The 22997-nt window shown below is 60.6% G+C and carries 28 protein-coding genes; 9 read left to right on the top strand and 19 right to left on the bottom strand.

What is annotated here, in order from left to right:
• Positions 1-2 precede the first annotated feature (2 nt).
• Both ACPYOP_RS00630 and ACPYOP_RS00635 read right to left on the bottom strand, forming a co-directional pair.
• Positions 3-398: a cupin domain-containing protein gene (locus ACPYOP_RS00630; RefSeq protein ID WP_481408462.1), complete on the bottom strand. Its 396-nt coding sequence runs from the start codon at positions 396-398 to the stop codon at positions 3-5.
• Between the two features lie 5 nt (positions 399-403).
• Positions 404-796 (bottom strand): tautomerase family protein, encoded by a 393-nt coding sequence (locus tag ACPYOP_RS00635; protein ID WP_481408463.1) that lies wholly within the window; start codon positions 794-796, stop codon positions 404-406.
• Between the two features lie 110 nt (positions 797-906).
• Here ACPYOP_RS00635 and ACPYOP_RS00640 point away from each other — a divergent pair, with 110 nt between their 5' ends.
• Positions 907-1848, top strand: coding sequence for a LysR substrate-binding domain-containing protein (locus ACPYOP_RS00640; RefSeq protein WP_481408464.1), 942 nt, complete (start codon positions 907-909; stop codon positions 1846-1848).
• Here ACPYOP_RS00640 and ACPYOP_RS00645 read toward each other — a convergent pair.
• From ACPYOP_RS00645 to ACPYOP_RS00670, 6 genes are all read right to left on the bottom strand, one after another.
• Entirely contained in the window at positions 1827-2876 is a 1050-nt protein-coding gene (locus ACPYOP_RS00645; RefSeq protein WP_481408465.1) for an alpha/beta fold hydrolase, read from the bottom strand. The genes ACPYOP_RS00640 and ACPYOP_RS00645 overlap by 22 nt on opposite strands.
• 124 nt (positions 2877-3000) lie before the next feature.
• Positions 3001-3630 (bottom strand): hypothetical protein, encoded by a 630-nt coding sequence (locus tag ACPYOP_RS00650; RefSeq protein ID WP_481408466.1) that lies wholly within the window; start codon positions 3628-3630, stop codon positions 3001-3003.
• Between the two features lie 89 nt (positions 3631-3719).
• On the bottom strand, positions 3720-3845 hold the full coding sequence (gene ykgO / locus ACPYOP_RS00655; RefSeq protein WP_003582204.1) for a type B 50S ribosomal protein L36: 126 nt from the start codon (positions 3843-3845) through the stop codon (positions 3720-3722).
• A gap of 152 nt (positions 3846-3997) precedes the next feature.
• On the bottom strand, positions 3998-5056 hold the full coding sequence (locus tag ACPYOP_RS00660) for a 5-(carboxyamino)imidazole ribonucleotide synthase (RefSeq protein WP_481408467.1): 1059 nt from the start codon (positions 5054-5056) through the stop codon (positions 3998-4000).
• Positions 5053-5547, bottom strand: coding sequence for a 5-(carboxyamino)imidazole ribonucleotide mutase (gene purE, locus ACPYOP_RS00665; protein WP_481408614.1), 495 nt, complete (start codon positions 5545-5547; stop codon positions 5053-5055). The genes ACPYOP_RS00660 and purE overlap by 4 nt, the downstream gene beginning before the upstream one ends.
• Before the next feature lie 19 nt (positions 5548-5566).
• The gene (locus tag ACPYOP_RS00670; RefSeq protein WP_068400531.1) at positions 5567-5770 is read right to left on the bottom strand and encodes a YdcH family protein; all 204 of its coding nucleotides are present in this window, start codon (positions 5768-5770) and stop codon (positions 5567-5569) included.
• Between the two features lie 231 nt (positions 5771-6001).
• On the opposite strand from ACPYOP_RS00670, the gene ACPYOP_RS00675 reads away from it, so the two are divergent.
• The gene (locus ACPYOP_RS00675) at positions 6002-6175 is read left to right on the top strand and encodes a YdcH family protein (protein ID WP_481408468.1); all 174 of its coding nucleotides are present in this window, start codon (positions 6002-6004) and stop codon (positions 6173-6175) included.
• A 170-nt stretch (positions 6176-6345) separates the two neighbouring features.
• On the opposite strand, the gene ACPYOP_RS00680 is transcribed toward ACPYOP_RS00675, so the two are convergent.
• Complete coding sequence (locus tag ACPYOP_RS00680) at positions 6346-6606, bottom strand: ArsR/SmtB family transcription factor (protein ID WP_034476040.1); 261 nt, start codon at positions 6604-6606, stop codon at positions 6346-6348.
• Positions 6607-6931: 325 nt separating this feature from the next.
• On the opposite strand from ACPYOP_RS00680, the gene ACPYOP_RS00685 reads away from it, so the two are divergent.
• The 5 genes from ACPYOP_RS00685 to ACPYOP_RS00705 all read left to right on the top strand — a co-directional run bounded on the left by ACPYOP_RS00685 (position 6932) and on the right by ACPYOP_RS00705 (position 12040).
• Positions 6932-7582 carry a thiamine phosphate synthase gene (locus tag ACPYOP_RS00685; RefSeq protein WP_481408469.1) on the top strand — a complete coding sequence of 217 codons (651 nt, stop codon included), beginning with the start codon at positions 6932-6934 and terminating at the stop codon, positions 7580-7582.
• Positions 7583-7591: 9 nt separating this feature from the next.
• The gene (locus tag ACPYOP_RS00690; RefSeq protein ID WP_481408470.1) at positions 7592-8830 is read left to right on the top strand and encodes a tetratricopeptide repeat protein; all 1239 of its coding nucleotides are present in this window, start codon (positions 7592-7594) and stop codon (positions 8828-8830) included.
• A gap of 195 nt (positions 8831-9025) precedes the next feature.
• The gene (locus ACPYOP_RS00695; RefSeq protein WP_481408471.1) at positions 9026-9826 is read left to right on the top strand and encodes an inositol monophosphatase family protein; all 801 of its coding nucleotides are present in this window, start codon (positions 9026-9028) and stop codon (positions 9824-9826) included.
• A 135-nt stretch (positions 9827-9961) separates the two neighbouring features.
• Positions 9962-11005: a flagellar motor protein MotA gene (locus tag ACPYOP_RS00700; RefSeq protein ID WP_481408472.1), complete on the top strand. Its 1044-nt coding sequence runs from the start codon at positions 9962-9964 to the stop codon at positions 11003-11005.
• Between the two features lie 3 nt (positions 11006-11008).
• Positions 11009-12040, top strand: a complete 1032-nt coding sequence (locus ACPYOP_RS00705) for a peptidoglycan -binding protein (protein ID WP_481408473.1) — start codon at positions 11009-11011, stop codon at positions 12038-12040.
• Between the two features lie 4 nt (positions 12041-12044).
• Here the strand turns inward: ACPYOP_RS00705 and ACPYOP_RS00710 are convergent, their stop codons facing one another.
• The 4 genes from ACPYOP_RS00710 to ACPYOP_RS00725 form a co-directional block, all read right to left on the bottom strand.
• Entirely contained in the window at positions 12045-13292 is a 1248-nt protein-coding gene (locus ACPYOP_RS00710) for an RNA polymerase sigma factor (protein WP_481408474.1), read from the bottom strand.
• Between the two features lie 5 nt (positions 13293-13297).
• A complete protein-coding gene (locus tag ACPYOP_RS00715; RefSeq protein WP_481408475.1) occupies positions 13298-13636 on the bottom strand; it encodes a YciI family protein in 339 nt (112 codons plus the stop codon).
• A gap of 248 nt (positions 13637-13884) precedes the next feature.
• Entirely contained in the window at positions 13885-14073 is a 189-nt protein-coding gene (locus ACPYOP_RS00720) for a YegP family protein (RefSeq protein WP_481408476.1), read from the bottom strand.
• Positions 14074-14182: 109 nt separating this feature from the next.
• On the bottom strand, positions 14183-16003 hold the full coding sequence (locus ACPYOP_RS00725) for an ABC transporter transmembrane domain-containing protein (RefSeq protein WP_481408615.1): 1821 nt from the start codon (positions 16001-16003) through the stop codon (positions 14183-14185).
• A 174-nt stretch (positions 16004-16177) separates the two neighbouring features.
• Between ACPYOP_RS00725 and rpmE the strand changes: the two genes are divergently transcribed.
• Positions 16178-16399, top strand: coding sequence for a 50S ribosomal protein L31 (rpmE, locus tag ACPYOP_RS00730; RefSeq protein ID WP_034503571.1), 222 nt, complete (start codon positions 16178-16180; stop codon positions 16397-16399).
• A 77-nt stretch (positions 16400-16476) separates the two neighbouring features.
• Here the strand turns inward: rpmE and ACPYOP_RS00735 are convergent, their stop codons facing one another.
• From ACPYOP_RS00735 to ACPYOP_RS00750, 4 genes are all read right to left on the bottom strand, one after another.
• Entirely contained in the window at positions 16477-18414 is a 1938-nt protein-coding gene (locus ACPYOP_RS00735) for a GTP-binding protein (RefSeq protein WP_481408477.1), read from the bottom strand.
• A gap of 275 nt (positions 18415-18689) precedes the next feature.
• Complete coding sequence (rcdA, locus tag ACPYOP_RS00740) at positions 18690-19205, bottom strand: protease adaptor protein RcdA (RefSeq protein WP_481408478.1); 516 nt, start codon at positions 19203-19205, stop codon at positions 18690-18692.
• Between the two features lie 385 nt (positions 19206-19590).
• Complete coding sequence (locus ACPYOP_RS00745; protein ID WP_149634381.1) at positions 19591-19782, bottom strand: DUF1192 domain-containing protein; 192 nt, start codon at positions 19780-19782, stop codon at positions 19591-19593.
• 28 nt (positions 19783-19810) lie between these two features.
• Positions 19811-21085, bottom strand: a complete 1275-nt coding sequence (locus tag ACPYOP_RS00750) for an MFS transporter (RefSeq protein ID WP_481408479.1) — start codon at positions 21083-21085, stop codon at positions 19811-19813.
• Between the two features lie 226 nt (positions 21086-21311).
• On the opposite strand from ACPYOP_RS00750, the gene ACPYOP_RS00755 reads away from it, so the two are divergent.
• Entirely contained in the window at positions 21312-21473 is a 162-nt protein-coding gene (locus tag ACPYOP_RS00755; RefSeq protein ID WP_168838220.1) for a hypothetical protein, read from the top strand.
• Between the two features lie 48 nt (positions 21474-21521).
• Here ACPYOP_RS00755 and ACPYOP_RS00760 read toward each other — a convergent pair whose 3' ends face one another.
• A complete protein-coding gene (locus ACPYOP_RS00760; RefSeq protein WP_481408480.1) occupies positions 21522-22439 on the bottom strand; it encodes a PhzF family phenazine biosynthesis protein in 918 nt (305 codons plus the stop codon).
• 134 nt (positions 22440-22573) lie between these two features.
• Positions 22574-22954 carry a winged helix-turn-helix transcriptional regulator gene (locus tag ACPYOP_RS00765; RefSeq protein WP_481408616.1) on the bottom strand — a complete coding sequence of 127 codons (381 nt, stop codon included), beginning with the start codon at positions 22952-22954 and terminating at the stop codon, positions 22574-22576.
• Positions 22955-22997: the final 43 nt, after the last annotated feature.

A 22997-nucleotide genomic window follows, 5' to 3' on the forward strand; every position in this document is an offset into this window, starting at 1 on the left:
GCTCATTCCTCCAGCCAGGTCACGGCGCTGCCATCCTGCGCCGCCTGGATACTGATATAGGAAAAGGTGCTTTCCGCTGCCGCACCGTGCCTGTGGCGTTCGTTCGGTGCGAAGCTGATGCAGTCGCCGGCCCGCAACTCTTCGGCGGAACCGCCGAAACGTTCTGCAAGCCCGATGCCGGACAGAACATAGAGGATCTGTCCGTGCGGATGCGTGTGCCAGCGTGTCATCACGCCAGGCTCGAGGGCGCAGCGCATCGCGGTCAGGCCGCCATTCTCACCATTCTCCACGAGCGGCTCCACCCAGAAGGAAGCGGTGGCGATGCCCTCGGGTGATGATCGCATGTTCGTGCCGGCACGGTGAATGGCGGGCGATGGGGTGGATGTGGTCTGAGGCATGTTTCTCAAACCTGCTCGATCATCTGCGCGATGCCGTCGGAAAAGGACCAGTCCTCGCGCGTCGCCGTCGTGATGGTGATCATGATGTCCTCGGGACGGATGCCGGGTGCATCGCCAAGCAGCTCGGCGACCCGACGATAAAAGGCTTTCTTGACCTCGGTGCTGCGCGGCTTGCCGATCGTGACGTCGAAAAAGATGTAATTATCCGAGCGCGGAGTGCTGGCGAAATAAGTCCGATCGAAGACGAGTTCATGCGGCTCCAACTGATGAATGGCCTGGAAGCGATCGGTTGGCGGCACGTCGAAGGCTTCGACCATGGCGCGGTGAAAATTATCGGACAGCGCCTTCAGATATTCCGGCGACTTGCCGCGCAGAAGGGTGATGCGGGTGAATGGCATGGGATGCTCCTGTTTCCGTGTCACTTGACGAGCATAGAATGCCAGCAGATAATAATCCTGAAAATCAGATAATTCTGGATTTATAGTCCCAAAAATATGGATGATTGTCCATGCGGAAGATTATCTTCGATCTCGATGTGCTGCGCAGCTTTGTCACCGGTATGGATCTTGGCAGCTATGCCAAGGCAGCCGACAGACTCGGGCGTTCGACGTCTGCGATCAGCGCCCAGCTCAAGAAGCTGGAAGAGCAGGCGGGTACGCCGATCTTTCGCAAGGCTGGGCGAGGACTGGCGCTGACGGAGGCCGGCGAGGCGATGCTTGGCTATGCACGGCGGCTGCTTGATTTGAACGACGAAGCGGCCACGGCGCTGCATGGGACGGAGCTGGAAGGTTGGGTGCGGCTCGGCTTGCAGGAGGATTTCGGAGAAACGCTGCTGCCTGAGGTGCTTGGCCGTTTCGCACGCGCGCATCCAAAAGTGCGCATCGAGGCGCGTGTGGTGCGCAATGCCGAGCTGGTCGAGCGCGTGACGTCTGGCAAGCTCGATCTGGCGCTTGCCTGGAGTGACGGTTTTCGCACGGCGCATACCGATCGTATCGCCGAAGTACCATTCTGCTGGGTCGGTCCGGCAAATGGCGCGGTGCATTGGCACGCCGACAGCGGCGAGATCATGCCGTTGGCCTCGCTCGAGGCGCCCTGTCTGCTGCGGACTATCGCCACGAAGGCGCTCGATCGCGCCGGCATCGGCTGGCGGATATCCTTCGTCAGCCCGAGCCTCGGCGGCCTTTGGGCGGCCACGGCGGCAGGCCTCGGCCTGGCGCTGCGCACCCCGCTCGGCTTACCAAGTAAGGTACGGCAGCTGACGCCGGGGGAGGCCGGTTTACCGGCCCTGCCGAAGCTCGATCTCGTATTGCATCGCGCCGAGGCGGAGGCGAGCCCGGCAACGGAACGGCTGGCATCAATCATGCTGCAGGCCGTACGGCAGACGGTCGACACCGTGCAGCAAAGCCGGATATTCGAGGATACGCCAGACTATGATGTCGTTACGGCCTGAGAGACGGCGCGGGATTCGGAAGGTTCCTTCGGCAGGCTGGCTATACGGATTTCGGCCTCGGCCGCCAGTATCTCCAGGTCGCGCGGCTGGCCTGCCAGATGTTCGATGGCTGCGATCGCAACATCCGTCGTCACATAATCGGGCTTGTGGCCGAGATTGCGGATGGTGATGAGTTCGGCACCGGCGATATCCCGCGCAAGCCCGCGCGAATGCAATTCCTCCAGCACGATATCGTCGCTGTCGCCGGTGATGATGACGGTGGGCGCCTTGATCTCGCCGTAGCGCGGTGCGTGAGTTGAGACATAGGCAAAGAGATTGACCACGTCGATTGCATTGTTGCGGAAGGTCTGTGGCCGCAACACGAGTTCCGGAGCCGTCTTCATGATATAATCTATCGGTCGCGTGTTCGGGTGGAAGATGTTGAGCGTACCGGTATCGACCCGACGTAGGCCGATCGGAATGACGAAGAGCTGGGTGAAGAGCCAACCGAAGACGGGCATGGCGGCGAGCGTATAATACCAGTCGACGCCGCCGGGCCAGGGGTGAGTCGCCGGAGCGAGGAAGAGCAGGCCCTTGGTCTTTTCGGGATGGCGCATGCCGAAGGCGGCGGCGATGGCACCGCCGAAGGAATGACCGATGATGACGGCACTCTTGATGCCGCGCCTATCCATCAGCCTGGCGATAGCGTCGGCCTGGCCGGAGGGAAGGGCATTTTCGGCGGTCCCGCGTTCGGAATAGCCATGACCGGGACGATCGACGAACAGCATTTCAGCGCGGCCACTCAAAGGTGCCGCAAAGGCCTCGAACTGATCGCGCAGATTGCCGCTGGCACCGTGGATGAAGACCAGAGCCGGCAGGTCCGCTGTCGCCGGGTGTGGCAGATGCACGGCGTTCAGGCGGTAGCCGCCGATATCGGTGAGTTCGCCGATATTGGGATAGGTCTGCTCGATGGCGCGTGTCTTGTAGGCGGAAAAGCCCGCAGCAGCGGCAAGGAGCATGACAATGGCGGCGAGAAGAGAATCGAACATTGCGGCACGGATCAAATATCGTAAGACACTAATCTAGCGCATTCCTGCGGCTTTTCATCCCTTCCAATTTGGTTTCGATGAAGGCCAATGCGATTTCAGAAGGGGAGAGCCTTCGGCTACGATATCAGGTGCGGCTGCCGGCAACCTTTTCCGAGAGCTTACCGGCTTCTTCCTGAGCCGACCGATTCGCCGGATATACTTCCAGGAAGCGCTCCCAAGCCTTGAGCGCGAGCGCATCATTGCCGCCTTCGGTCAGGATCGCCGCCATGCCGGCCAACGCGCCGAAATGGCGCGGCTCTATCCGGAGGACCTGATTGATGTCTTCCATCGACTTTCGATAGTCGCCGATCGCGAAATTCAGCGTCGCACGACGATTCCAGCCTTCGACATAGTCTGGCTTCAGCGAGATCACCTGATCGAGATAGTCCATGGCGGCGGCATTGCGCTTGTCCTGGATGGCCTTGCCGGCCCATTGCATCAGGAGATTGATCGTGGCGCTGCCGGAATCGCTGAGTTCGGCGTTGATCTGATCTGCGATCAGGCTTGCCTGATCGGGATCACGCTGGCGCTTCAGCGCCGTGAAGAGATTGTTGAGCTGCTGCTTCGGCGACAGGCTGCCGGAGGAATCACTGGGACCCTTCTTCTCCACTATGCTCGGTTCATCCGCCAACGTCGCGTGGGGGGCGAAGGCCGTCAGAGCCAGCAGAATCGGCAGGGCTAGATATGGCAAAGCAAAAACTCGCATGGCGGGCATAGTAGCCCGCCAATGTCGAAGATCAAAACCAAATTTGATGCGATCAACTAAAACTGAGCTCCGATCCAAAGGATCCGAGCCGCGCTATATCAGCCCTGACGAGCCTTGTAGCGCGGGTTCAGCTTGTTGATGATGTAGATGCGGCCCTTGCGGCGAACCAGACGATTGTCACGGTGACGCGCCTTGAGCGACTTGAGCGAATTCTTGATCTTCATTTTTCTGATCCGCGATGTTCGAGGGGGAATGTCACATTCGCCCGTATCTTTAACAATCAAAAGCGCGCTCGGGGCGCGCTCTTTAGGGTGGGGAGCAAATACCCTGTCATACTGGGCCTGTCAACCATGTCAGGGGCTTTTTCCCACGGCTCTCAGCGCAGAAGCTGTGTGACATGCCCCATTTTGCGGCCCGGCCGCGCTTCGGTCTTGCCGTAGAGATGTACCAGCGTCTCGTCAAGGCGCAGCCATTCCGGCAGAGCTTCGATGTCGTCGCCGATCAGATTCGTCATGACGCAGTTCGAATGGCGCTCGGGATTTCCGAGCGGCAGACCGGCGACGGCGCGGATATGCTGCTCGAATTGCGAGATGACGCAGGCGGCTTCCGTCCAGTGACCGGAATTATGCACGCGCGGCGCCATTTCATTGGCGATCAGGCTGCCGTCGGCCAGCGCGAAGAATTCGATGCCGATGATGCCGACATAGCCGAGAGCTGTGAGGATTTTCTCGGCCGCCTCGCGAGCGGCGATCGCCGTCTGCGCGGAAATATTGGCCGGCAGCGTCGAGGTGTGAAGGATACCGTTGCGATGGATGTTTTCGGCAGGATCGTAACAGGCGACCGCTCCGTCGATCCCGCGTGCGGCGATGATGGATATCTCGCGCTCGAAGGAAACGAAGCTCTCGAGAATCAGCGGCACGTTGCCCAAGGCAGCATAGCCGCCCTCGGCGCTATCGGCTGAGGAGCGATAGACGCGTTGCCCCTTGCCGTCATAGCCGAGGCGGCGGGTTTTCAGCACGCCTTGTCCGCCGAAATCGGCCAGCGCCTTTTCGAGATCGGCCTGGCTATCGACGGCGTGGAAGCGGGCCGTCGGAATGCCGCAGCCGTTGATGAACCGCTTCTCTGTCAGCCGGTCCTGCGCCATTTCCAGCGCCTTCGGCGGCGGATAGACGGCTATCTGCGAGGCAAGCGCCTCGGCGGCGGAAACCGGGACATTCTCGAATTCATAGGTCACGACATCGCAGCGTCTGGCCAGCTCGGCAAGGGCGGCCGCATCGTCGTAGCCGGCGACAATCTGCTCGTTGGCGACCTGGGCTGCGGGACAATCCGTCTGCGGTTCGAGGATGACGGTGCGGAAATTCAGGCGTGCAGCCGCCATGGCCAGCATGCGGCCGAGCTGGCCGCCGCCGATGATGCCGATCGTCTTCGCGCTCATTGGTCGTCCATCGGATATTCGGCGACCGCGGCACTCTGGCGGGCGCGCCATTCGTCGAGCCGGTCGGCAATCTCTTCATCGCCGAGCGCCAGGACGGCAGCGGCAAGAAGGGCGGCATTGACGGCACCGGCCTTGCCGATCGCCAGCGTCCCGACGGGAATGCCGGCCGGCATCTGGACGATGGAGAGGAGGCTGTCCTGCCCGGACAGCGCGCGGGACTGCACCGGCACGCCGAAGACAGGCAGAGGCGTCATGGATGCCGCCATGCCCGGCAGGTGCGCCGCGCCGCCGGCGCCGGCGATGATGACCTTGAAGCCTTCGTCCCTCGCGCCCTTCGCGAAATTCACCAGCCTGTCGGGCGTGCGATGAGCCGAGATGATGCGCGCATCATAGGTGATTTCAAGCGCCTCTAAGGTGTCCGCGGCATTCTTCATGGTTTCCCAGTCGGACTGGCTTCCCATGATGATGGCGACAGGCGGTCTTTCGGTCATCATCGTTGCTTTGTGCTCCTCACGCTATGATATCGGGGATAATCTGGTCTTCCAGCTTGGTCAGCTTGTCCTTGATGACGAGCTTCTTCTTCTTCATGCGCTGGATTCGAAGGGCATCGCAGCCCGTCTGGATCATGGCATTGATTGCGGTATCATAATCCTCGTGCTCCTGGCGCAGCCGCGCCACGATCAGCCTGATTTCCGCCTGTTCCTGATCGGCCATGTTCATTTCCCCAGCATATAGCGGAATCGTATTCGTTCCGTCTCGTGAATCCCGCAAGCTCCTATCACCAAATGGCGATAACGGGAAGTTATCCTTCATCACGAATTTGCCGCCTATAGGCCACGTTTTCGCCTTCGACAAAGCCTCGATATTATGGCACAGTGGGAGGGTTGACACCTAGAGCCTTGGCGAATGGATGGTCAGGGCTCTCAAAGAGGAAGGAAGGGTCATATGACTGTTCAAGCTCATCTTGAATCGCTCGAAAAGAAACATGTCGCGCTCGAGGAGGCGCTGCATGTGGCACTGTCATCTCCCTCTATGAATGATACGGAAATAGCCGACATCAAACGCAGGAAACTGCGCGTCAAGGACGAAATCCAACGTCTGCGTTCGTCAGTTCACTGACATAACGGTTTTAAAGTTCAAGAAGCCATCGATCTTGGGGGCAACAGAGGCAGATCGAAAATTTCCCAGCCAGGATCGATGAGCATTTCCGTCAAAACGGATGCGCCAACATCATAGCGTTTGAGGTAGAAGTTGGCGCAATTTTCCTGAAGCCGCGAAAGCCAAGGATTTCAGGACCAGAACTGATCCAGCCATAAATTCAGCTTGTCGAAACCGCGGCTGTTGACTGCATATATGCGTTTCGTACCTTCATTGGTGACGGAAACGAGATTGCTGTCGAGCAGCGCTTTCAAATGCTGCGAAACCGCCGGGCGGCTGATCGGCAGGCCCTGCGCCAGTTCGTTGACCGTTTTGGGTGCGCGGCGTAATTCCTCCAGCAGATAGCGCCGGTTCGGATCCGCGATGGCTGCGAAAGGGTCCATGGTCGACATGGCGGAAAGCTACGTCAAACACCAAAGGGCGGCAAGTTAATTGTGCGCTGCATGATATATTGCGCGATAGGCTTACTAAAGCGCGTCGCGATCTTTCAGATTCGCTCTGTGCGCTTTAGATTCTTGATTTTTCGCATGTGGTTTTCGTAAAACCGCTGCACACTTTTGCGCGACATGCTCCAGCGGCGCCGAGAATGTCCGGATTTACGCCACGGATCGCCGTTTCAGCCGCTGCCCCTTGTCAGAAAGAGCTAACGGATTTACTCACGACTATCGAACCGGTGCGCCATCGCTGACGATGGAAGCCGAAACCATGGAAGCCCGCATGACCGCGCCCGAAGATCGTTGCCGCCTTGTTCTCATCGTTCCCGATATCGCCGATATCGAACAGCAGGCGAAGGTCGTGGCCGATGCGCTGAGGGGCGGGGATGTCGCCTCGGTGATCATTCCCCAATACGGGCTGGATGATGGCACCTTCCAAAGACATGCGGAAAAGCTGGTGCCCGTGGTACAGGCGGCAGGCGCCGCGGCATTGATTGCCGGCGACAGCCGAGTAGCGGGCAGGGCCAAGGCCGACGGGCTGCACATTGCCGGAAATATTACCGAGCTTACCGAAGCCGTCGAAAAATTCGTGCCGAAGCTGATCGTCGGCGGAAGCGCTGCCGACAGGCACGGCGCGCTGGAGGTTGGCGAGTTGCGACCGGATTATATCTTTTTCGGCAAGCTGGATGGCGACATCAAGCCGGAGGCGCATCCGAAGAACCTGGCGCTCGGCGAATGGTGGGCCTCGATGGTCGAAATCCCCTGTATCGTCATGGGTGGCACTGATCCGCAATCGGCGCTCGAAGTGGCCTTGACGGGTGCAGAGTTCGTGGCGTTGCGCACAGCGGTTTTTGCCGACTCCGCAGCGGCTCCGTCCATCGTTGCGCAAGTGAATGCGCTTCTGGACGAAAAAGCGCCACGGTTTGAGGATTGATAGCGGTTCATGTCGTCAAAGCCTCGATTCCGCCATAAACCTTTTCTTGTCGCGCTCACGGCCGGGCTGACGATATTTCCACTGCTGGCTGCAGCGCAATCGGATAATGGCGCTACGTCGTTGCCGGGTGTTAAGGCGCCGGCGGAGAAGGGGGCGCGGCCCGATGACAAGGTTCAGGCCGATGATCAGGCGCAGTCCGATGACGCATCCTCCGTGCCGGATGCGCCGGCGACCAACGAAAGCATCGTGACGCGGCCCTTGGGTGCCGATGCCGGCACCTTCAAGACCGAGAAGATCCAGCCGGGTAGCGAGCCGAAGGCCGACGGCGACATCAAGCCCTCGGAAGGCGTCGGCGTCTTCGAGCGCATGGGTGCCAATCTGCCCGCCCTGCCGCCGGAAAAGCCCTTCAAGGGCAAGGTCGACGACGCCTACGGCGCCTTTCAGCGCGGCTATTATCTGACCGCCTTTCAGAGAGCGCTGCCGCGAGCGCAGCTCGGTGATCCCGCCGCGCAGACCCTCATTGCCGAGCTGATGTCGCAGGGATTGGGCGTCAAGCGCGACACCAAGGACGCTGCTTTCTGGTATAGCAAGGCTGCCGATGGCGGTGATGCGACCTCGATGTTCAAATACGCCTTGATCCTGATGGAAGGCCGCGACGTGCCCCGCGATCAGAAGAAGGCGGATGAATGGATGAGGAAGGCTGCCGAAGCCGGGCAGGCTTCGGCCGAATTCAATGTGGCACAGATGCTGACGGCCGAAAATCCCGGCGCGAAGGGCCTGCAAATGGCGCTTCCCTATTATGAGAAATCCGCCCAGCAGGGTATCGCCGACGCGCAATATGCCGTCTCGCAGCTCTATCTCAACCTTCCAGACCTGCCGCCGGAGAAGAAGGCCCGCGCGCGCGAGTGGCTGTCGCGCGCCGCCAATTCAGGCTTCGACACCGCGCAGCTCGATATGGGCCTCTGGCTCATCAACGGCATTGGTGGCGGCAAGGATCTGGAAAACGGCTTCAACTGGATGCGGGTCGCCGCCTTTCGCGGCAATGTCGTCGCCCAGAACAAGCTGGCGCACCTTTATATCAACGCCATCGGTACGAAGCAGGATCCGGTGGCTGCGGCCACCTGGTATGTTATTTCCCGCCGCGCCGGTCTGAAGGATGCGGAGCTTGAGGATTTCTATCAGGGCATCGAGGACTTTCAGCAGAAAGCGGCCATCGACGCCGCGAACAAGTATCGTCGCGCGCGGTAGCAGCCGAGGTCGAAACCAGCCGCAGCGGGCCTGATGTGAGGTGAGTTTGCGCGTGCCATAGCCTCACCACTTGAAATTCCCCCGATTTTATGGTCTTGAGGCCGCCAATCTTTATTTCCGCTGACGCTCCCGCTCCGTCGGGGCCTGCTTTCGGGCCGCCCGGTCAGCGCATTCTGCATTATCCAAGGAAACCCGATGGCCCGTTCTGCTCTTCTCAATGTCATGGTTCAGGCTGCCCTCAAGGCAGGCAAGTCGCTCAGCCGCGATTTCGGCGAAGTGCAGAACCTGCAGGTTTCGGTGAAGGGGCCGGGCGATTTCGTCAGCCAGGCGGATCTGAAGGCGCAGAAGATCATCCGCGACGAGCTGATGAAGGCGCGTCCGACCTACGGTTTCCTCGGCGAGGAAGGCGAAGAGGTCAAGGGCACGGATGGCGCGCATCGCTGGATCGTCGATCCGCTCGACGGCACCACCAACTTCCTGCACGGCATTCCGATGTTCGCGGTTTCGATCGCGCTCGAGCGCAACGACGAGATCGTTGCCGGCGTCATCTTCAATCCGGCGACCGACGAACTCTATACGACCGAACGCGGCGGCGGCGCATTCCTTAATGACCGTCGCCTGCGCGTCGCTTCGCGCCGCGTGCTGTCGGACAGCGTCATCGGCTGCGGCATTCCGCATCTCGGCCGCGGCAATCACGGCAAGTTTCTGGTGGAGCTGCGCCACGTCATGGGCGAAGTCGCCGGCGTGCGCCGCCTCGGCTCCGCATCGCTCGATCTTGCCTATGTCGCCGCCGGCCGTTTCGACGGTTTCTGGGAAACCGGCCTTTCGCCCTGGGATGTCGCGGCGGGCATTCTGCTGATCCGTGAAGCCGGCGGTTTCGTCTCGGATTTCCATGGCGGTAACGACATGCTCGGCACCAGTTCGATCATCTGCGGCAACGAGCACATCCAGAAGGCGCTCGCCGAAGTGGTCAAGCGTCCGATCCCGACGAAGTAAGCCGTTCCCCCGTTCGCTTTTTCGAATGACAAAACAGTCTGTTGCCAACGGACTGTTTTGTGCTTTCCGTCTCTTCAATTCGGCACAATGTTGCTCTAGTCTCCGCCTGCGGAAAATGCGGTGGCGGAGCGTGTGATGGAAAATGTGAATCTGTCGGACCTGGGATCGACCGACAACGTATCGGGCAATTACACCTACAAGCTCTCAAGCCCGATGGCCTTCTTCTGGACGATGGTTCTTTTCCTGATCATCGTCGGCTTCATCGTGGCCATCCTCTTCCGTCAAGCTCAGGTCGCCTTCCTGCACAATCCCGGCCTTAACGGCTTGATCCTGGGCGTTCTGGCCGTCGGCATCCTGCTGGTCTTCAATCATGTGCTGATGCTGAGGCCGGAGGTTCGCTGGTTCAATCATTTCCGCGCCGTCGGCAATGCGGACAAAGTCGGCCGCAATCCGCGGCTTCTCGCACCGATGCGGGCGCTGCTCGGCAACCGCCGCGCGATGCAGCTCTCCACCGCCACACTGCGCTCCATTCTCGATTCGATCGCCACGCGCCTCGACGAATCGCGCGATACCTCGCGCTATCTCATCGGCCTGCTGGTCTTTCTGGGTCTGCTCGGCACATTCTGGGGTCTGATCGGCACCATCGGCTCGATCAACGACGTCATCCAGGGCCTCGATGCCGGCACCGGCGGCAGCGGCGATATTCTGAGCGCCCTGAAGAGCGGGCTTTCCGGCCCGCTGGTCGGCATGGGCACGGCCTTCTCGTCGTCGCTGCTCGGCCTTTCCGGCTCACTGATCCTCGGCTTCCTCGACCTGCAGGCCGGCCGCGCGCAGAACCGTTTCTATACCGAGCTCGAAAACTGGCTCTCGTCGGTTACCGATGTCGGCTCCGATATCGCCCCCGTCATCGAAGGCGCGGCCGGTGCCTCCTCGGAGGATGTGCGGGCGCTGTCGGACTATCTGCGCAAGATCGCCGAGGAAGGCGGCGGTCAGCGCTCGGTAACCGCCATGGCCAATCTCGCCGAGGGCATTCAGGGCCTGGTCAAGAACATGCGCAACGAACAGCAGATGCTGCGCGACTGGATCGAGGCGCAGCAGGAAGAGGCGAAATCGATGCGCCGCACGCTCGACCGCCTTGCCGACCGCATCGGCCATACCGAGAAGACCGGGAGCAAGTAAGCCATGGCGCTCGCCCGCAACCGACGCCACCAGAGAAGCGTCGACTATTGGCCCGGCTTCGTCGATGCGCTCTCCACGCTGCTGATGGCGATCATGTTCCTGCTGACGGTCTTCGTCGTCGGCCAATTCATCCTCAGCCGTGAAATCTCCGGGCGTGACGAGGTGCTCAACCGCCTCAACAGCCGCATCAACGATCTGGTGGAGCAACTGGCGCTCGAAAAGAACGGCAAGCAGGATCTGGAAGATACCGTCGCCAATCTGCAGGCCTCTCTTTCATCGGCGGAAAGCGAACGTTCGCGCCTGCAGTCTCTGCTTGCCGCGGGTTCAGGCAGCAGCCAGGCCGCCGAGCAGCGGGCCGGTACGTTGTCGCAGCAGCTCGACGAGCAGAAGCAGGTGAGTGCGCGGGCTCTTACCCAAGTCGATCTCCTCAATCAGCAGATTGCCGCGCTGCGCAGCCAGATCGCGGCCGTGGAGGTAGCACTCCAGGCTTCCGAGGCCAAGGATCAGTCGTCGCAGGTGAAGATCGCCGATCTTGGGCGGCGGCTGAACGTGGCGCTGGCGCAGCGCGTGCAGGAGCTGAACCGCTACCGCTCGGATTTCTTCGGCCGCTTGCGCGAAATCCTCTCCGATCGTGACAATATCCGCATCGTCGGCGACCGTTTCGTATTCCAGTCGGAAGTGCTGTTCCCGTCGGGAGCGGCCGATCTCAATCCGGCCGGTCAGACTGAGATGACCAAGCTCGCTGCGGCTCTCATCGATCTTTCCAAGGAAATCCCGCCCGAGATCAATTGGGTGCTGCGCGTCGATGGCCATACGGACAATGTGCCGCTTTCGGGCAGTGGCCGCTATCCGGACAACTGGGCGCTGTCGTCGGCGCGCGCCATCGCAGTCGTCAAGTTCCTGATCTCGCAAGGCGTTCCCGCCGACAGGCTTGTTGCAGCCGGCTTCGGCGAATTCCAGCCGATCGCACCCGGCGATACGCCAGATGCTCGTGCCACCAACCGGCGCATCGAGCTGAAGCTGACGGAAAAATAAGCGGTCATCGCCCCGGCGATGCGATATTGTCTAGGCGTGCCTGCAGGAATTGCCGCACGGCTTCGCTGTCACTGAGGCCGATCGCGGTCCGGTAGGCACTGGAGGCGTTTTCCGTATCTCCAGCTTCGGTCAGTAGATGGGCGCGCACGGCCCAATAAGGCTGATAGTTGACGATCTCGCGCTCGGCTATCCGGTCAAGGAGAGCCAGCCCTGCGGCTGGACCTTTCACTTTGCCCGTCACCGCCGCGTAGCTGACGCGCGCGCCGGCTGTCGGCTTCATCATCACAAGCGCTTCATAGAGCTTGGCCAGTGCGGCCCAGTCGGTCGCGCCGGAGCGTCGCCGGTCGGCATGCACGGACTGGATCGCGGCCTGGCACTGGAACGGACCGAAACGCCCGAATGCACCGGCCTTTCGCAGCAGATTGTCGGCCTCGACGATCATTTCGGCATCCCAAAGGGCCATTTCCTGCTGGTCGAGAGGGACATATCGTCCATTCGCGTCGCGCCGCGCATCACGACGGGACTGGCTGTAGAGCATGAGTGACAACAAGCCCATGGCCTCCGGCTCCTGGGGCAGGGTCGCAAGCAGAGTGCGGCCGAGCCAGATGGCCTCATCCGCTAGGGATCTTTGCTTGCCGATCTCTCCGTCGACCCCGTCCCAGCCGAGGCCATAGGCGGCATATATCGCCGAGAGCACGCTTTCCAATCGGTCCGGCAACACGGACCGGTCCGGAACGATAAACGGGATATGCGCCTCGCGAATCTTGATTTTTGCCCGCACCAGCCGCTGGCCCATGGCTTGCGGCGAAACGAGGAAGGCCTTGGCTATGGTTGCTGCATCGACGGCCAGTACGGATTGCAGCATCAGCGGTGTGTGAGCCGAGCGATCCAAAGCCGGATGGGCGCAGACGAAGAGAAGCTTCAAGCGCTCATCCGGAAAGGTGGGATTGCCTGCGTTCATGCGTTCCTCCGCTTCTTCGAAGGCCATCATGATCCTGTCGCGCGCTCCGGCCCTGACATTCTCGTGCCTGACCCGGCGAAGGAGGTTGCGCTTGGCTGCAACCAGCAGCCAAGCTTCCGGATTGTCGGGGATGCCGCGTTCCGGCCAGGTACTCAACGCTGCCGCGATCGCATCGGACAAAGCATCCTCGGCCGCCGGCACGTCGCGGAAACGCGCGGCGAGAAAAGCAATCAGCTTGCCGTAGGATTGACGTGCCGCCTGCTCGGCAGCGCGTCGGGCATCCAATGCCATGATGGCTACATCTGCAATCGCGGCCTTATCTCGACCGAGCCTTGCTGGGAGATCGGAATGCGCAAGGCCCATTCCAGCGCGGCATCGAGATCCGGCACGTCGATCAGATAGAAGCCGCCAAGCTGCTCCTTGCCATCAGGGAAGGGACCGTCCTTTACCTCGTGGTCTTCGCCCTGGCGACGGACGACCGTTGCTGTCTCCGGCGCGGTCAATCCCGCGCCCCCGGTCATGATGCCGGCCTGGACAAGCGCCTGCGTGTAGGCGATCCAGCCGTTCTTATAGGTTGGATCGGCGCGACGCTGAAAATCCTCGGCTGATTCACGGATGATCAAAGCATATTGCATGAGATAAGTCTCCCATTTGCAGTTTGACGATGGCCGGACGGCGTAACCCACAAAGCTGAATGCCGGAATATACAACACCGCTGGCAAAACGGCTTCCTGCCGCTTCGATATAATGAGCCGCGGGCCCGGGCGAATTCGACACGCGCGAAAAGATTTTTTGAAATTCTTCGCCGAAAAATCAAAACGGCCGGCATGCCCAAGGGCAGCCGGCCGCAGATGGCTTTACAGCGGATGCTTGACGCGAAGCCTCAGGCGGTTGCGGTGGTTTGGTCGTCGATGGCTGCGCCGCCGACATGAGCCTTGATCGATTCGATGGCGTGCAGAGCCGAAGCCTTCGCCTTGTAGCCTTCGGAACCGAACATGGTTTCGCCGTTCGAGGCTTTGAAGCGGAAGCGAAACTCGCCGGCCTTGTCCTTGTAGACTTCAAATTTATACATGGTTCACGTCTCCTAGAATCGCGTCAGCGCGGGATAACGCGGAAAATCTAGCGCAACTTCAAAGTTATTTCCATATGGTTGTATTCGCGGCAACAGAACACTGCACACACTATTTCGCGATAAGCATGTGCTCCTCTATGCCGGCATCGAACTGCAGGCGGGCGAGCTTCGCATAGATGCCGCCGTGGCGGATCAGGCTCTGATGCGTGCCTTCCTCGACGATACGGCCCTGATCGAGCACCAGAATGCGGTCGGCCTTCAGCACGGTTGCCAGACGATGGGCGATGACGAGGGTGGTGCGTGTTTCCATGAGGCCTTCCAGGGCCTTCTGCACCAGGGTTTCGCTTTCCGCATCGAGGGCGGAGGTTGCCTCGTCGAGCAGCAGGATCGGCGCGTTCTTCAGGATGGCACGGGCGATCGCGATGCGTTGCCGCTGGCCGCCGGAGAGTGTTACGCCGCGCTCGCCGACTTGCGTGTCATATCCCTGTTCCAGGCGCGAGACGAATTCGTCCGCCTGTGCCGCGATGGCGGCGGCGCGCACGTCCTCGCGAGAGGCATCCGGGCGGCCGAAGGCGATATTGTCATGGATGGAGGCGGCGAAGATCGTCGTATCCTGGGGTACGATGGCGATGCGCTCGCGCAAGGCGTCCGGCAGAACATCGCGAGCGTCGACGCCATCTATGGCGACACCGCCCTTCTGCGGATCATAGAAGCGCAGCAGCAGTGAAAAAATGGTGCTCTTGCCGGCGCCGGAAGCCCCGACGATCGCGACCGTCTCGCCCGGCTTCACCGAGAAGGAGAGCCCATGCAGCGCCGATCTTCCGGGCCGCGACGGATAGGAGAAGTGGACGTCGGTGAATTCCACGCGGCCTTGCGGCGGCTGCGGCAAAGGCAGGGGATTGGCCGGAGCGGCTATCGGCGAAACCTCGGCAAGCAGTTCGCCCAGGCGGTCGGCCGCACCCGCGGCCTGCGACAGCTCGCCCCAGACTTCCGACAGGGAACCGAGCGAGGAGCCGGCGATGACGGAATAGAGCAGAAACTGGCCGAGCGTGCCGGCCGACATGGTGCCGGCGAGCACATTCTGCGCACCCACCCAGAGAACGGCGACGATGCTGCCGAAGATCATGGCAATGGCGAAGCCCGTTAGCAGCGAGCGGGATTTGATTGCCGCGCGCGCCGCCTGATAGGCATCCTCGACCGCGTTGCCGTAGCGCTGGGAAGCGGCGATCTCGCCATTATAGGCCTGTATGGTGCGGTTGGCCGCGATGGTCTCATTGGCATAGGCGGATGCCTGCGCCAAAGTATCCTGCGCGGCACGCGATCGCTTGCGCACGGAACGGCCGAAGCTGACCAGCGGCAGCACGATGATCGGGATGGCGATCAGGACGATGCTGGAAAGCTTCGGGCTGGTCACGATCATCATGATCACGGCGCCGAGACAGAGGATGAGGTTGCGCAACGCGACGGAGGCGGTAGCGCCGACAGCGGATTTGATCTGAGTCGTGTCGGCCGTCAGCCGCGAGACGATTTCACCGGACTGATTGACGTCGAAAAAGGAGGGCGACAGCCGCGTGACGTGGTCGAAGACCTCGCGGCGCATGTCGGAGACGATACGCTCGCCGATGGAGATGACGAAATAGTAGCGCAGCGCGCTCGCCGCGGCGAGCACCAGGGCCATGCCCATGATCGCGATGAAATAGCTGTCGACCAATCCGCGGTCGGCCTCATCGAAGCCATGGTCGATCATACGGCGGACGGCGACGGGAAGGGCGAGCGAGGTGACGGCTGCGAGGACGAGCGAGACAAGCGCTCCGGACACCATGCCACGATATCGCCTGAGATATGGCGTCAGTCGTCCAAGGGGACGGATTGAACGGTTTTTCTTTTCCTCTGCCTGGCCAGTTTCTGACAAGTCGTCTCCAATCCCCATATCAGCAAGGGACTCGACGTTTCGCCCCTTGTTATCGCCGCTGCCTTCATGTATAGGCACGCCATCTTAATTGGAAGCCGTGGCCTTTAACGGACTGCGGCTTCATTTATTCAATCGGTTCGGTTGCCGCAATGGCTTGCGACAAATGGACCCTGGCATGACAGGAAGATTGTTATGAAGGCCAACATTCATCCCGACTACCACACGATCAAGGTAGTCATGACCGACGGCACCGAATATGAAACCCGCTCGACCTGGGGTTCTGAAGGCGCTGTCATGAACCTCGAAATCGACTCCAAGTCCCATCCGGCTTGGACGGGCGGCAACCAGCAGATGATGGACCGTGCCGGCCGCGTTTCGAAGTTCAACAAGCGCTTCGGCGGTCTCGGCATCTAATCGCTCTGCGATTTGCCGTTTGAAAAGAGCCCGGTTTCGCCGGGCTTTTTTGTGTTCGGCGCATGGCACCGGCGGCCTCATCGCACGCACCGCAGATAATCAGCGCGATCGAATGGGTTTACGCCGGCGCGCTCCCGCAAGTGCGGCGGGCCTGATAGTGGCGCATAGTGGTCGAAGGCGTGATCCAAGGCGCCCGCTCCGCCCGACAATCCGGGCAGCTGCCTCTGAATATTCTGGATCATCGACGACGCCACCGTGCCTTCCAGCCGCGCCAGCCCACCGTCGATCATCGATTTCTTCATCGATGCGCCGGATTTTGCCAGCAGGCTATGCACGCCGGTGAGCGCCGTTGCCGGTATCTCGATGTGAAAATGCTCGATGGGCTCGCAGAGAATCGTGCGTGCGGACGAAAGCGCCGATGCCAGCACCAGCGGCGTCAGCTTGCGGAAGTCCACCGCCGTTGTGGCCGGAGAACTCTGCCGCGCCGATGTCATGGCGACGTGGCAATCGATGACCTGCCATCCGAAAAGTCCTTCCTTCAGCGTTTCGAAAGTAGCTTCCTCGACCGCTCGATAAAAGCTTGCGGGCATCTGGCCGACGTCCACCTCCAGGGCGAAGCTGTTGCCGGCGCCTTCCGGCCGTGGCGCGACGCGCAATCCGACCGTTGCGAGAAACGGATTGGGCTCCTTGAATATCAGCTCCAGTCCGTTCCCGGTTCCGACCAGCCTCTCGACGTAGATGACGGTGCTTTCCTCGAAGACGACATCCAGGCCGAACTCGCTCGACAACGTTGCCTGGATGACCTCCTTCTGCACTTCGCCATAGAGCGAGACGTATATGTCGCCGGTTTCCTCGTTGGCGCGCAGGTTGATGAGTGGATCCTGCTCGGCGAGCTGGCCAAGGGTCAGCCAGAGCGCTGCGTTTTCGGAGGGGCGCATCGGGCGGATGCGGGTCTCCAAGGTGGGCGGCGCAAAGTGGCGAAGGGTGCCGAGTGACGTCTCGGTGCCGACCCAATGGCCGATGCGGGCATTCGCGAGCCCGCCGACCTTGGCGATCTGCCCGGCGCTGATCTGCGTGACCTTGTCTGCCCGACCATCACGGAAGAGCTGAAGGCTGCTGATCTTTGCCAAGCCGTTCGGGAGTTCGAGATCGTCACGAACTCCGACCGTGCCTGACGCCAGATAGAGATAGGCGAGCTTCTCGCCGCCCCATCCGCGTTCGATCTTGAAGATTTTTCCGGAGACCGGATCATCAGGATCGGGGCGCCGGCTGGGCAGCAGGGTCTCGATCGCCGAGATCAAGGCAGAGATGCCAAGGCCGCGTGTCGCCGCACCGGCAAATGCCGGATGGATCAGAGACTTTGCTACCTGGGCGACAAGGGCGCGCTCCAGTCTTTGTCTCGTCAGGCGCTCCGGATGAAGCACGTAATCGGCCAGCAGCGCTTCATCATTGACTGCAAGCAACTCGCATAGGCGCGAGAAATGGGGATCGCTTCCGATATTGGCGGCTTCCACGGTGGCGAGCCTGCTGCCGGCATCGCTGACATCTGACATCTCAACCGGGCGAACTGCCAGCTGGGTCGCGATATCCTCGAGAACGTCATCGTAACGCGCGCCGAGGCGATCGATCTTGTTGATGAAGAATACGAAGGGGATATCGAGGCGTCGCAATGCCCGGACGAGTACGCGGGTCTGCGGCTGCACGCCCTCGACCGCCGAAACGACGACTACGGCGGCATCAAGCAATTGCAGCACCCGTTCGATCTCTGCGATGAAGTCCGGGTGGCCTGGCGTGTCGATGAGGTTCACCGCCACATCGCCGATGGTAAAGGAAACCACCGCCGCAGCGATGGTGATGCCGCGTTGTCTTTCGAGGTCGAGGCTATCGGTCTGCGTATTGCCGGCGTCGACGCTGCCGAGCCTGTCGATAACACCGGTGTCGAAAAGGAGTCGTTCCGTAAGGCTAGTCTTGCCCGCGTCTACATGGGCGAGAATGCCCAGATTCAATGTGCGCATGGTCCATCATCTTCTCAGAATTTCGGATTTGATTTTCGTGAGAAGTGAGTCGGCGCATTGGGTCCTCCACGCGGATTCGTTTTCGGCTTGCCCGTCTCCCGTTTGAGAGGCAGGCGCTCTTTTTACAGATGTTTCGCGGAATCCGTCAAGCTCTGCGCGGTTTCTACTCTGGGCTTAACTTCGCGTGAGATCCTTCGAAGCGGTGGATGGCTGCCAAAACGAAACCGGCCGCGCCAGGCGCGACCGGTTCAAATTCGTTGCCGATAGGTTGCGGCTCAGTTGCTGCCGAAGGCCGTCTGCAGCAGGGTCAGCTGTGCCTTGACGCTGTTCTGGTTGTCCGGAACGATGGCGGCCTCCGTCGGGCGATAGATCTCGCGGTCGAGCAGGGCGACGCGGTTCTGCAGGCGCAGCGAGCGCTCGACCAGATCGCGGAAAGCTTCCGGCAGATCGCTCCAGCCCGGAGCGCTGCGATCGACGTTGAAGCCGTCGAGACGGACCTTGTTCTTCTCGGCCAGCACCTGGTCGCGCGACATTTCGCCATTGTTGACGGCGCGCTGCAACAGCAGCCAGGATGCCATCTGCATGAGGCGGGTCGTCAGCCGCATGGATTCGGCGGCATAGAGCACGGAAGCCATGCGCGGCAGAACCTTGGAGGCAGCACGGCCCTGGCCGTCGAGATAGCCTGCGGTTTCCTCGACCAGCGACATGCCTTCAGAATAGAGCGTCCTGAACTGCGCCGACGATGCGGCATGGCCAGCGAAGCTGATCGTGTTCAACCCAAGTTCCGACATCGAATAAATCCCTGCTTCACGCAACACTTTTGTTCAGGAAAAGCCGGTCAAGTCCCTAAGAGCTTTCGGCATCCGCTTTTATGACTTTAGGATGCTGGTTTTAACTGAAATCCGCAAGGCCATTCTTAAGAAAGGGTTAATCTCCACAGTTTCGGTGGAGGCGGTGTTACAGGATGAAAAAAGAAGAGCCGCAAAAGCGGCTCTCAAGGTAAAACAGGGAGAAAAATCAGACCAATTCGCCAAGTGGAGGAACTGTCTGAGTCCAGAGCGAATCTGGATGATCATAGTAATATGTCGTAAAGCTTAATATTCGGTTGAGCATGCCTTGATCCGGCCTGCGCCGGCCGGATTTTGGGCTACCGCCAACTGCGTTGGAACAAGCTCATCAGAAACGGAAGAGGCTCTCCGCCGCCTTGCGTCCGGATGCCTTGGTTTCGATTTCCTCTTGCAGCCGGGCAATCTCGCCCTGGAGCAATGCTATGCGGTTTTTCAGCTCGTCCACGGATAGCAGCGACAGATCGCTGCCGATTTCATGGGCTGACGGCTGCTGCGGACGATCATCGTCGAATAGGCTCATTTCGGCTCCTCCTTTCCCTTTTGGGGGATCAGGTGCCGTAATTTACAGTTATATCGTCCTTTTTTGAAGTCTCGCTCCGCGCGAGCGTCATACTCTCGGGCGTGATCATCTGTGCATTGGCTGAAGGCATGGTCGTATAGGCGTCGCGATCGCCCGCCGGCTTGGCGGCGCGCATGCGGCTGCGGAAGATCGAATAGGCCGTGATCAAGACGTGGGCGATGGCCGTCACGAAGAACAGCGAGTAGGGGCCGATGGAGGACATGACCGGTCCGCCGAGCGTCGGGCCGATGATGGTGCCGATCCCATAGAGCAGCAGCAGGCCGCCGGAAACCTTGACGAAATCCTCCGGCGCGGCGAAGTCGTTGGCATGGGCAACCGCGATCGGATAGAGGGTGTTGGCGACCGCGCCATAGATCACTACCATGCCGATAAGGAAGGCGGGATTGCCGGGCTGCACCAGGAAGAGCAGCAGGCCGTCGAGCGCTGCGACAGCGGCCATGCCCGCCAGCACGTAGCGGCGGTCGATGCGATCGGAAAGGCGGCCTGCCGGCAGCTGCATGACGGCGCCCGCAAAGATGGTCAAGCTCATCATCAGCGCGATATTGCTTTGGGAAAGGCCGGCATTGGCGCCGAAGACGGCGCCGAGCGTGCCATAGGCGCCGTTGGCGATGCCGACGAGCAGGATGCCGATCGAGGCGACCGGCGAATTGCGGTAAAGCGCCTTCAAGTCGAGGCTGACGGCCTTGAGCGGCTGCGGGGAGGCGGCAGTCGATAGTGTCGTCGGCAGCATGGCGACGCAATAGCAGATGCCGCACATCATGAAGAGGATGGGCGTGTGGATATCGGCGAACGGCACCATCATCTGGCCGGCAACGGCGCCGATGAGGGTGATGCCGATATAGAGCGAGAAGATCGCGCCGCGGCTCTCATTGGTGGCGCGTTCGTTGAGCCAGCTCTCGATGATCATCGAGGTGCCGGCCGTGCAGAAGCCGGTGACGGCGCGCAGCGCCACCCACCAGATCGGGTCGACGATAATGCCGGTCAGCAGTGCGATGATGGCGATGACGGAGATGAAGCCCGAAAAGGCACGGACATGGCCGATGCGTCTCACCAGTTTCGGCGCGGTCAGGCAGCCGAGCACGAAGCCGGTGGCCCAGGTCGTGCCGAGCAGGCCGAGCGTCGTGGTCGCGTAGCCTTCGGCCGTGCCGCGTACCGGCAGCAGCAGACTATGCAGGCCGTTTCCCGTGAAGAGGAAGAGCGTGCCGAACAGCAGGGCGAGTACGGGCAAAATATTTCTTTTCATGCTCCCCACCTTCATGCGGCTCCGCTTAAGGAACCGATAAGACAGGATTCCGCCCTGCCTGTTTTCGCTATTGATTGTGTCCCGGATTGCCGCTATCGGCCTGTAGAAACAGTCTGTTGGCGCGGAAAGATGTCCGTCCTGTGGCGATTACAGCATGAACGCGAAAGCTATGCAGCGGTTTTTGGTCGCGGCGGCTCTCACTCTTGCGAAAATGGGGAAAAAGAGCGTGACAAAAGCCATAGCGGTGCTGCTTCTGCTCGCCATGGCGGTGCATATCATCAAGCCTCTGGGCTTGCCGGGATTGAAGCGCCGGGCTGATTTCTGGAAGATCGCCATCTTCGCCTTTGCCATCTGGACGGTGGCGCTGGTCATCAACGAGGCGTTTTAGCATATTTCAGGCTGGATCCGGGGCTTCAGCCCCGGCATGCGCCGCTTCCTAAAGTCGGATCTCTCCGCGCATGACGGAGACGCTGCTGCCCGACAGCAAGACTTCATTTACCGTGCCGGCAGTTTTCCTGACCTCGACGCCGATGAGGCTGCGCCTTCCCATCTCCACGCCCTGCTCGATGGTGATTTTCACTTCCGCATCCTGTGCCGGCAGCAGCGAAGTCAGATAAGCGCCGAGGGCCGCGGAGGCGCTGCCGGTGGCGGGGTCTTCCGTCACGTTGTCGAGTGGCGCAAACATGCGGGCGCGGATATGCCACGGATTTTCGGCGGAGCGCACGTAGAGAAAGAGCGAAAAGCCGGTCTTGTCCTCTTTGTGGCGCGCGGCCGCTTCGGCAAAAACCGCCGCGTTCGGTCTTGCCTTTCCAAGCGCCTCTAGGCTGTCCAGCTCCGCAAAGGCAAAGGGCAGGCCAACGGAGGCGAAGCTCGGGGCATGCGTGGTTTTGCGGATCGTTTGCGGCTCGATCTGGACGCAACGCGCAATCAATTCGTCGGCAATTGTTTCGCCGATCGTCAGGCTTGCCGGCGCGCGTATGCTTGCGCTGGTGACGGCGCCATCCTTGCGCAGCAACGTTACCTCGACCAAGCCGGCATCTTCTTCGAAGATCAGCCTGTCGCCTGCGGTTTTCCCGAAGATTTCCCGCTGTTGCCCGAGAACGAAAGCGGTGCCGACATTGGGATGGCCGGCAAAGGGGATTTCGGCCGTCGGCGTGAAGATGCGGACGCGCGCAGTGTGATCAGGGCTTTCCGGCGGCAGCACGAAGGTCGTTTCCGAAAAACAAAACTCGGCTGCGATCTTCTGCATCGCGCCGCTATCGAGGCCACGGGCATCGGGGATCACGGCCAGCGGATTGCCGACAAAGCGCTCCGATGTGAAGACGTCGACGGTGACATAAGCGACGGTGTTCATGGCGGCTCCTGATGTTTTCATAGGACTGTCAGGATATAGACGCTGCCCGACCATGGCTTGAAGCGAGAACTTGTGCCGGTGACAAGTTCAGGTCGTCCTCATAATTCGAATAAAATCCGAACGCAGGTGGGGAACTAACTTTCAACGATATGACGTATCGAAAATTCCCTTGCGGCCATTAGGACAGGCATGAGCCCTCGTCCGGCGTCGGTAAGCTGATACTCGACGCGGGGCGGCTGCTCGCCAAAGTCCCGCCTTTCGACAAGGCCGTCATTCTCAAGTTCCCGCAAATGTTGCGTGAGCATCTTCTGAGAAATGCCCGGCATGTCCCGTTTCAATTGCGAGGTGCGCATCGATGGCCCGGCAAAGAGGCGGAACAGGATCGGAAGCTTCCAGCGTCCGCTGATCATTCGAAGCATCCTGGTGACATGCGCCACGGATCCGTCCGGACCAAGGCATACGGACCGGTCTTCGCGTTCCGCAGGCACTTTAAAGTGCGTAATTGTCTCGATCATCGTTCTGTCCTTTTGTGCGGTATCGACTTCAAAATGGGTACCG

This window comes from Rhizobium sp. KNZ2-6A, from assembly GCF_056755475.1.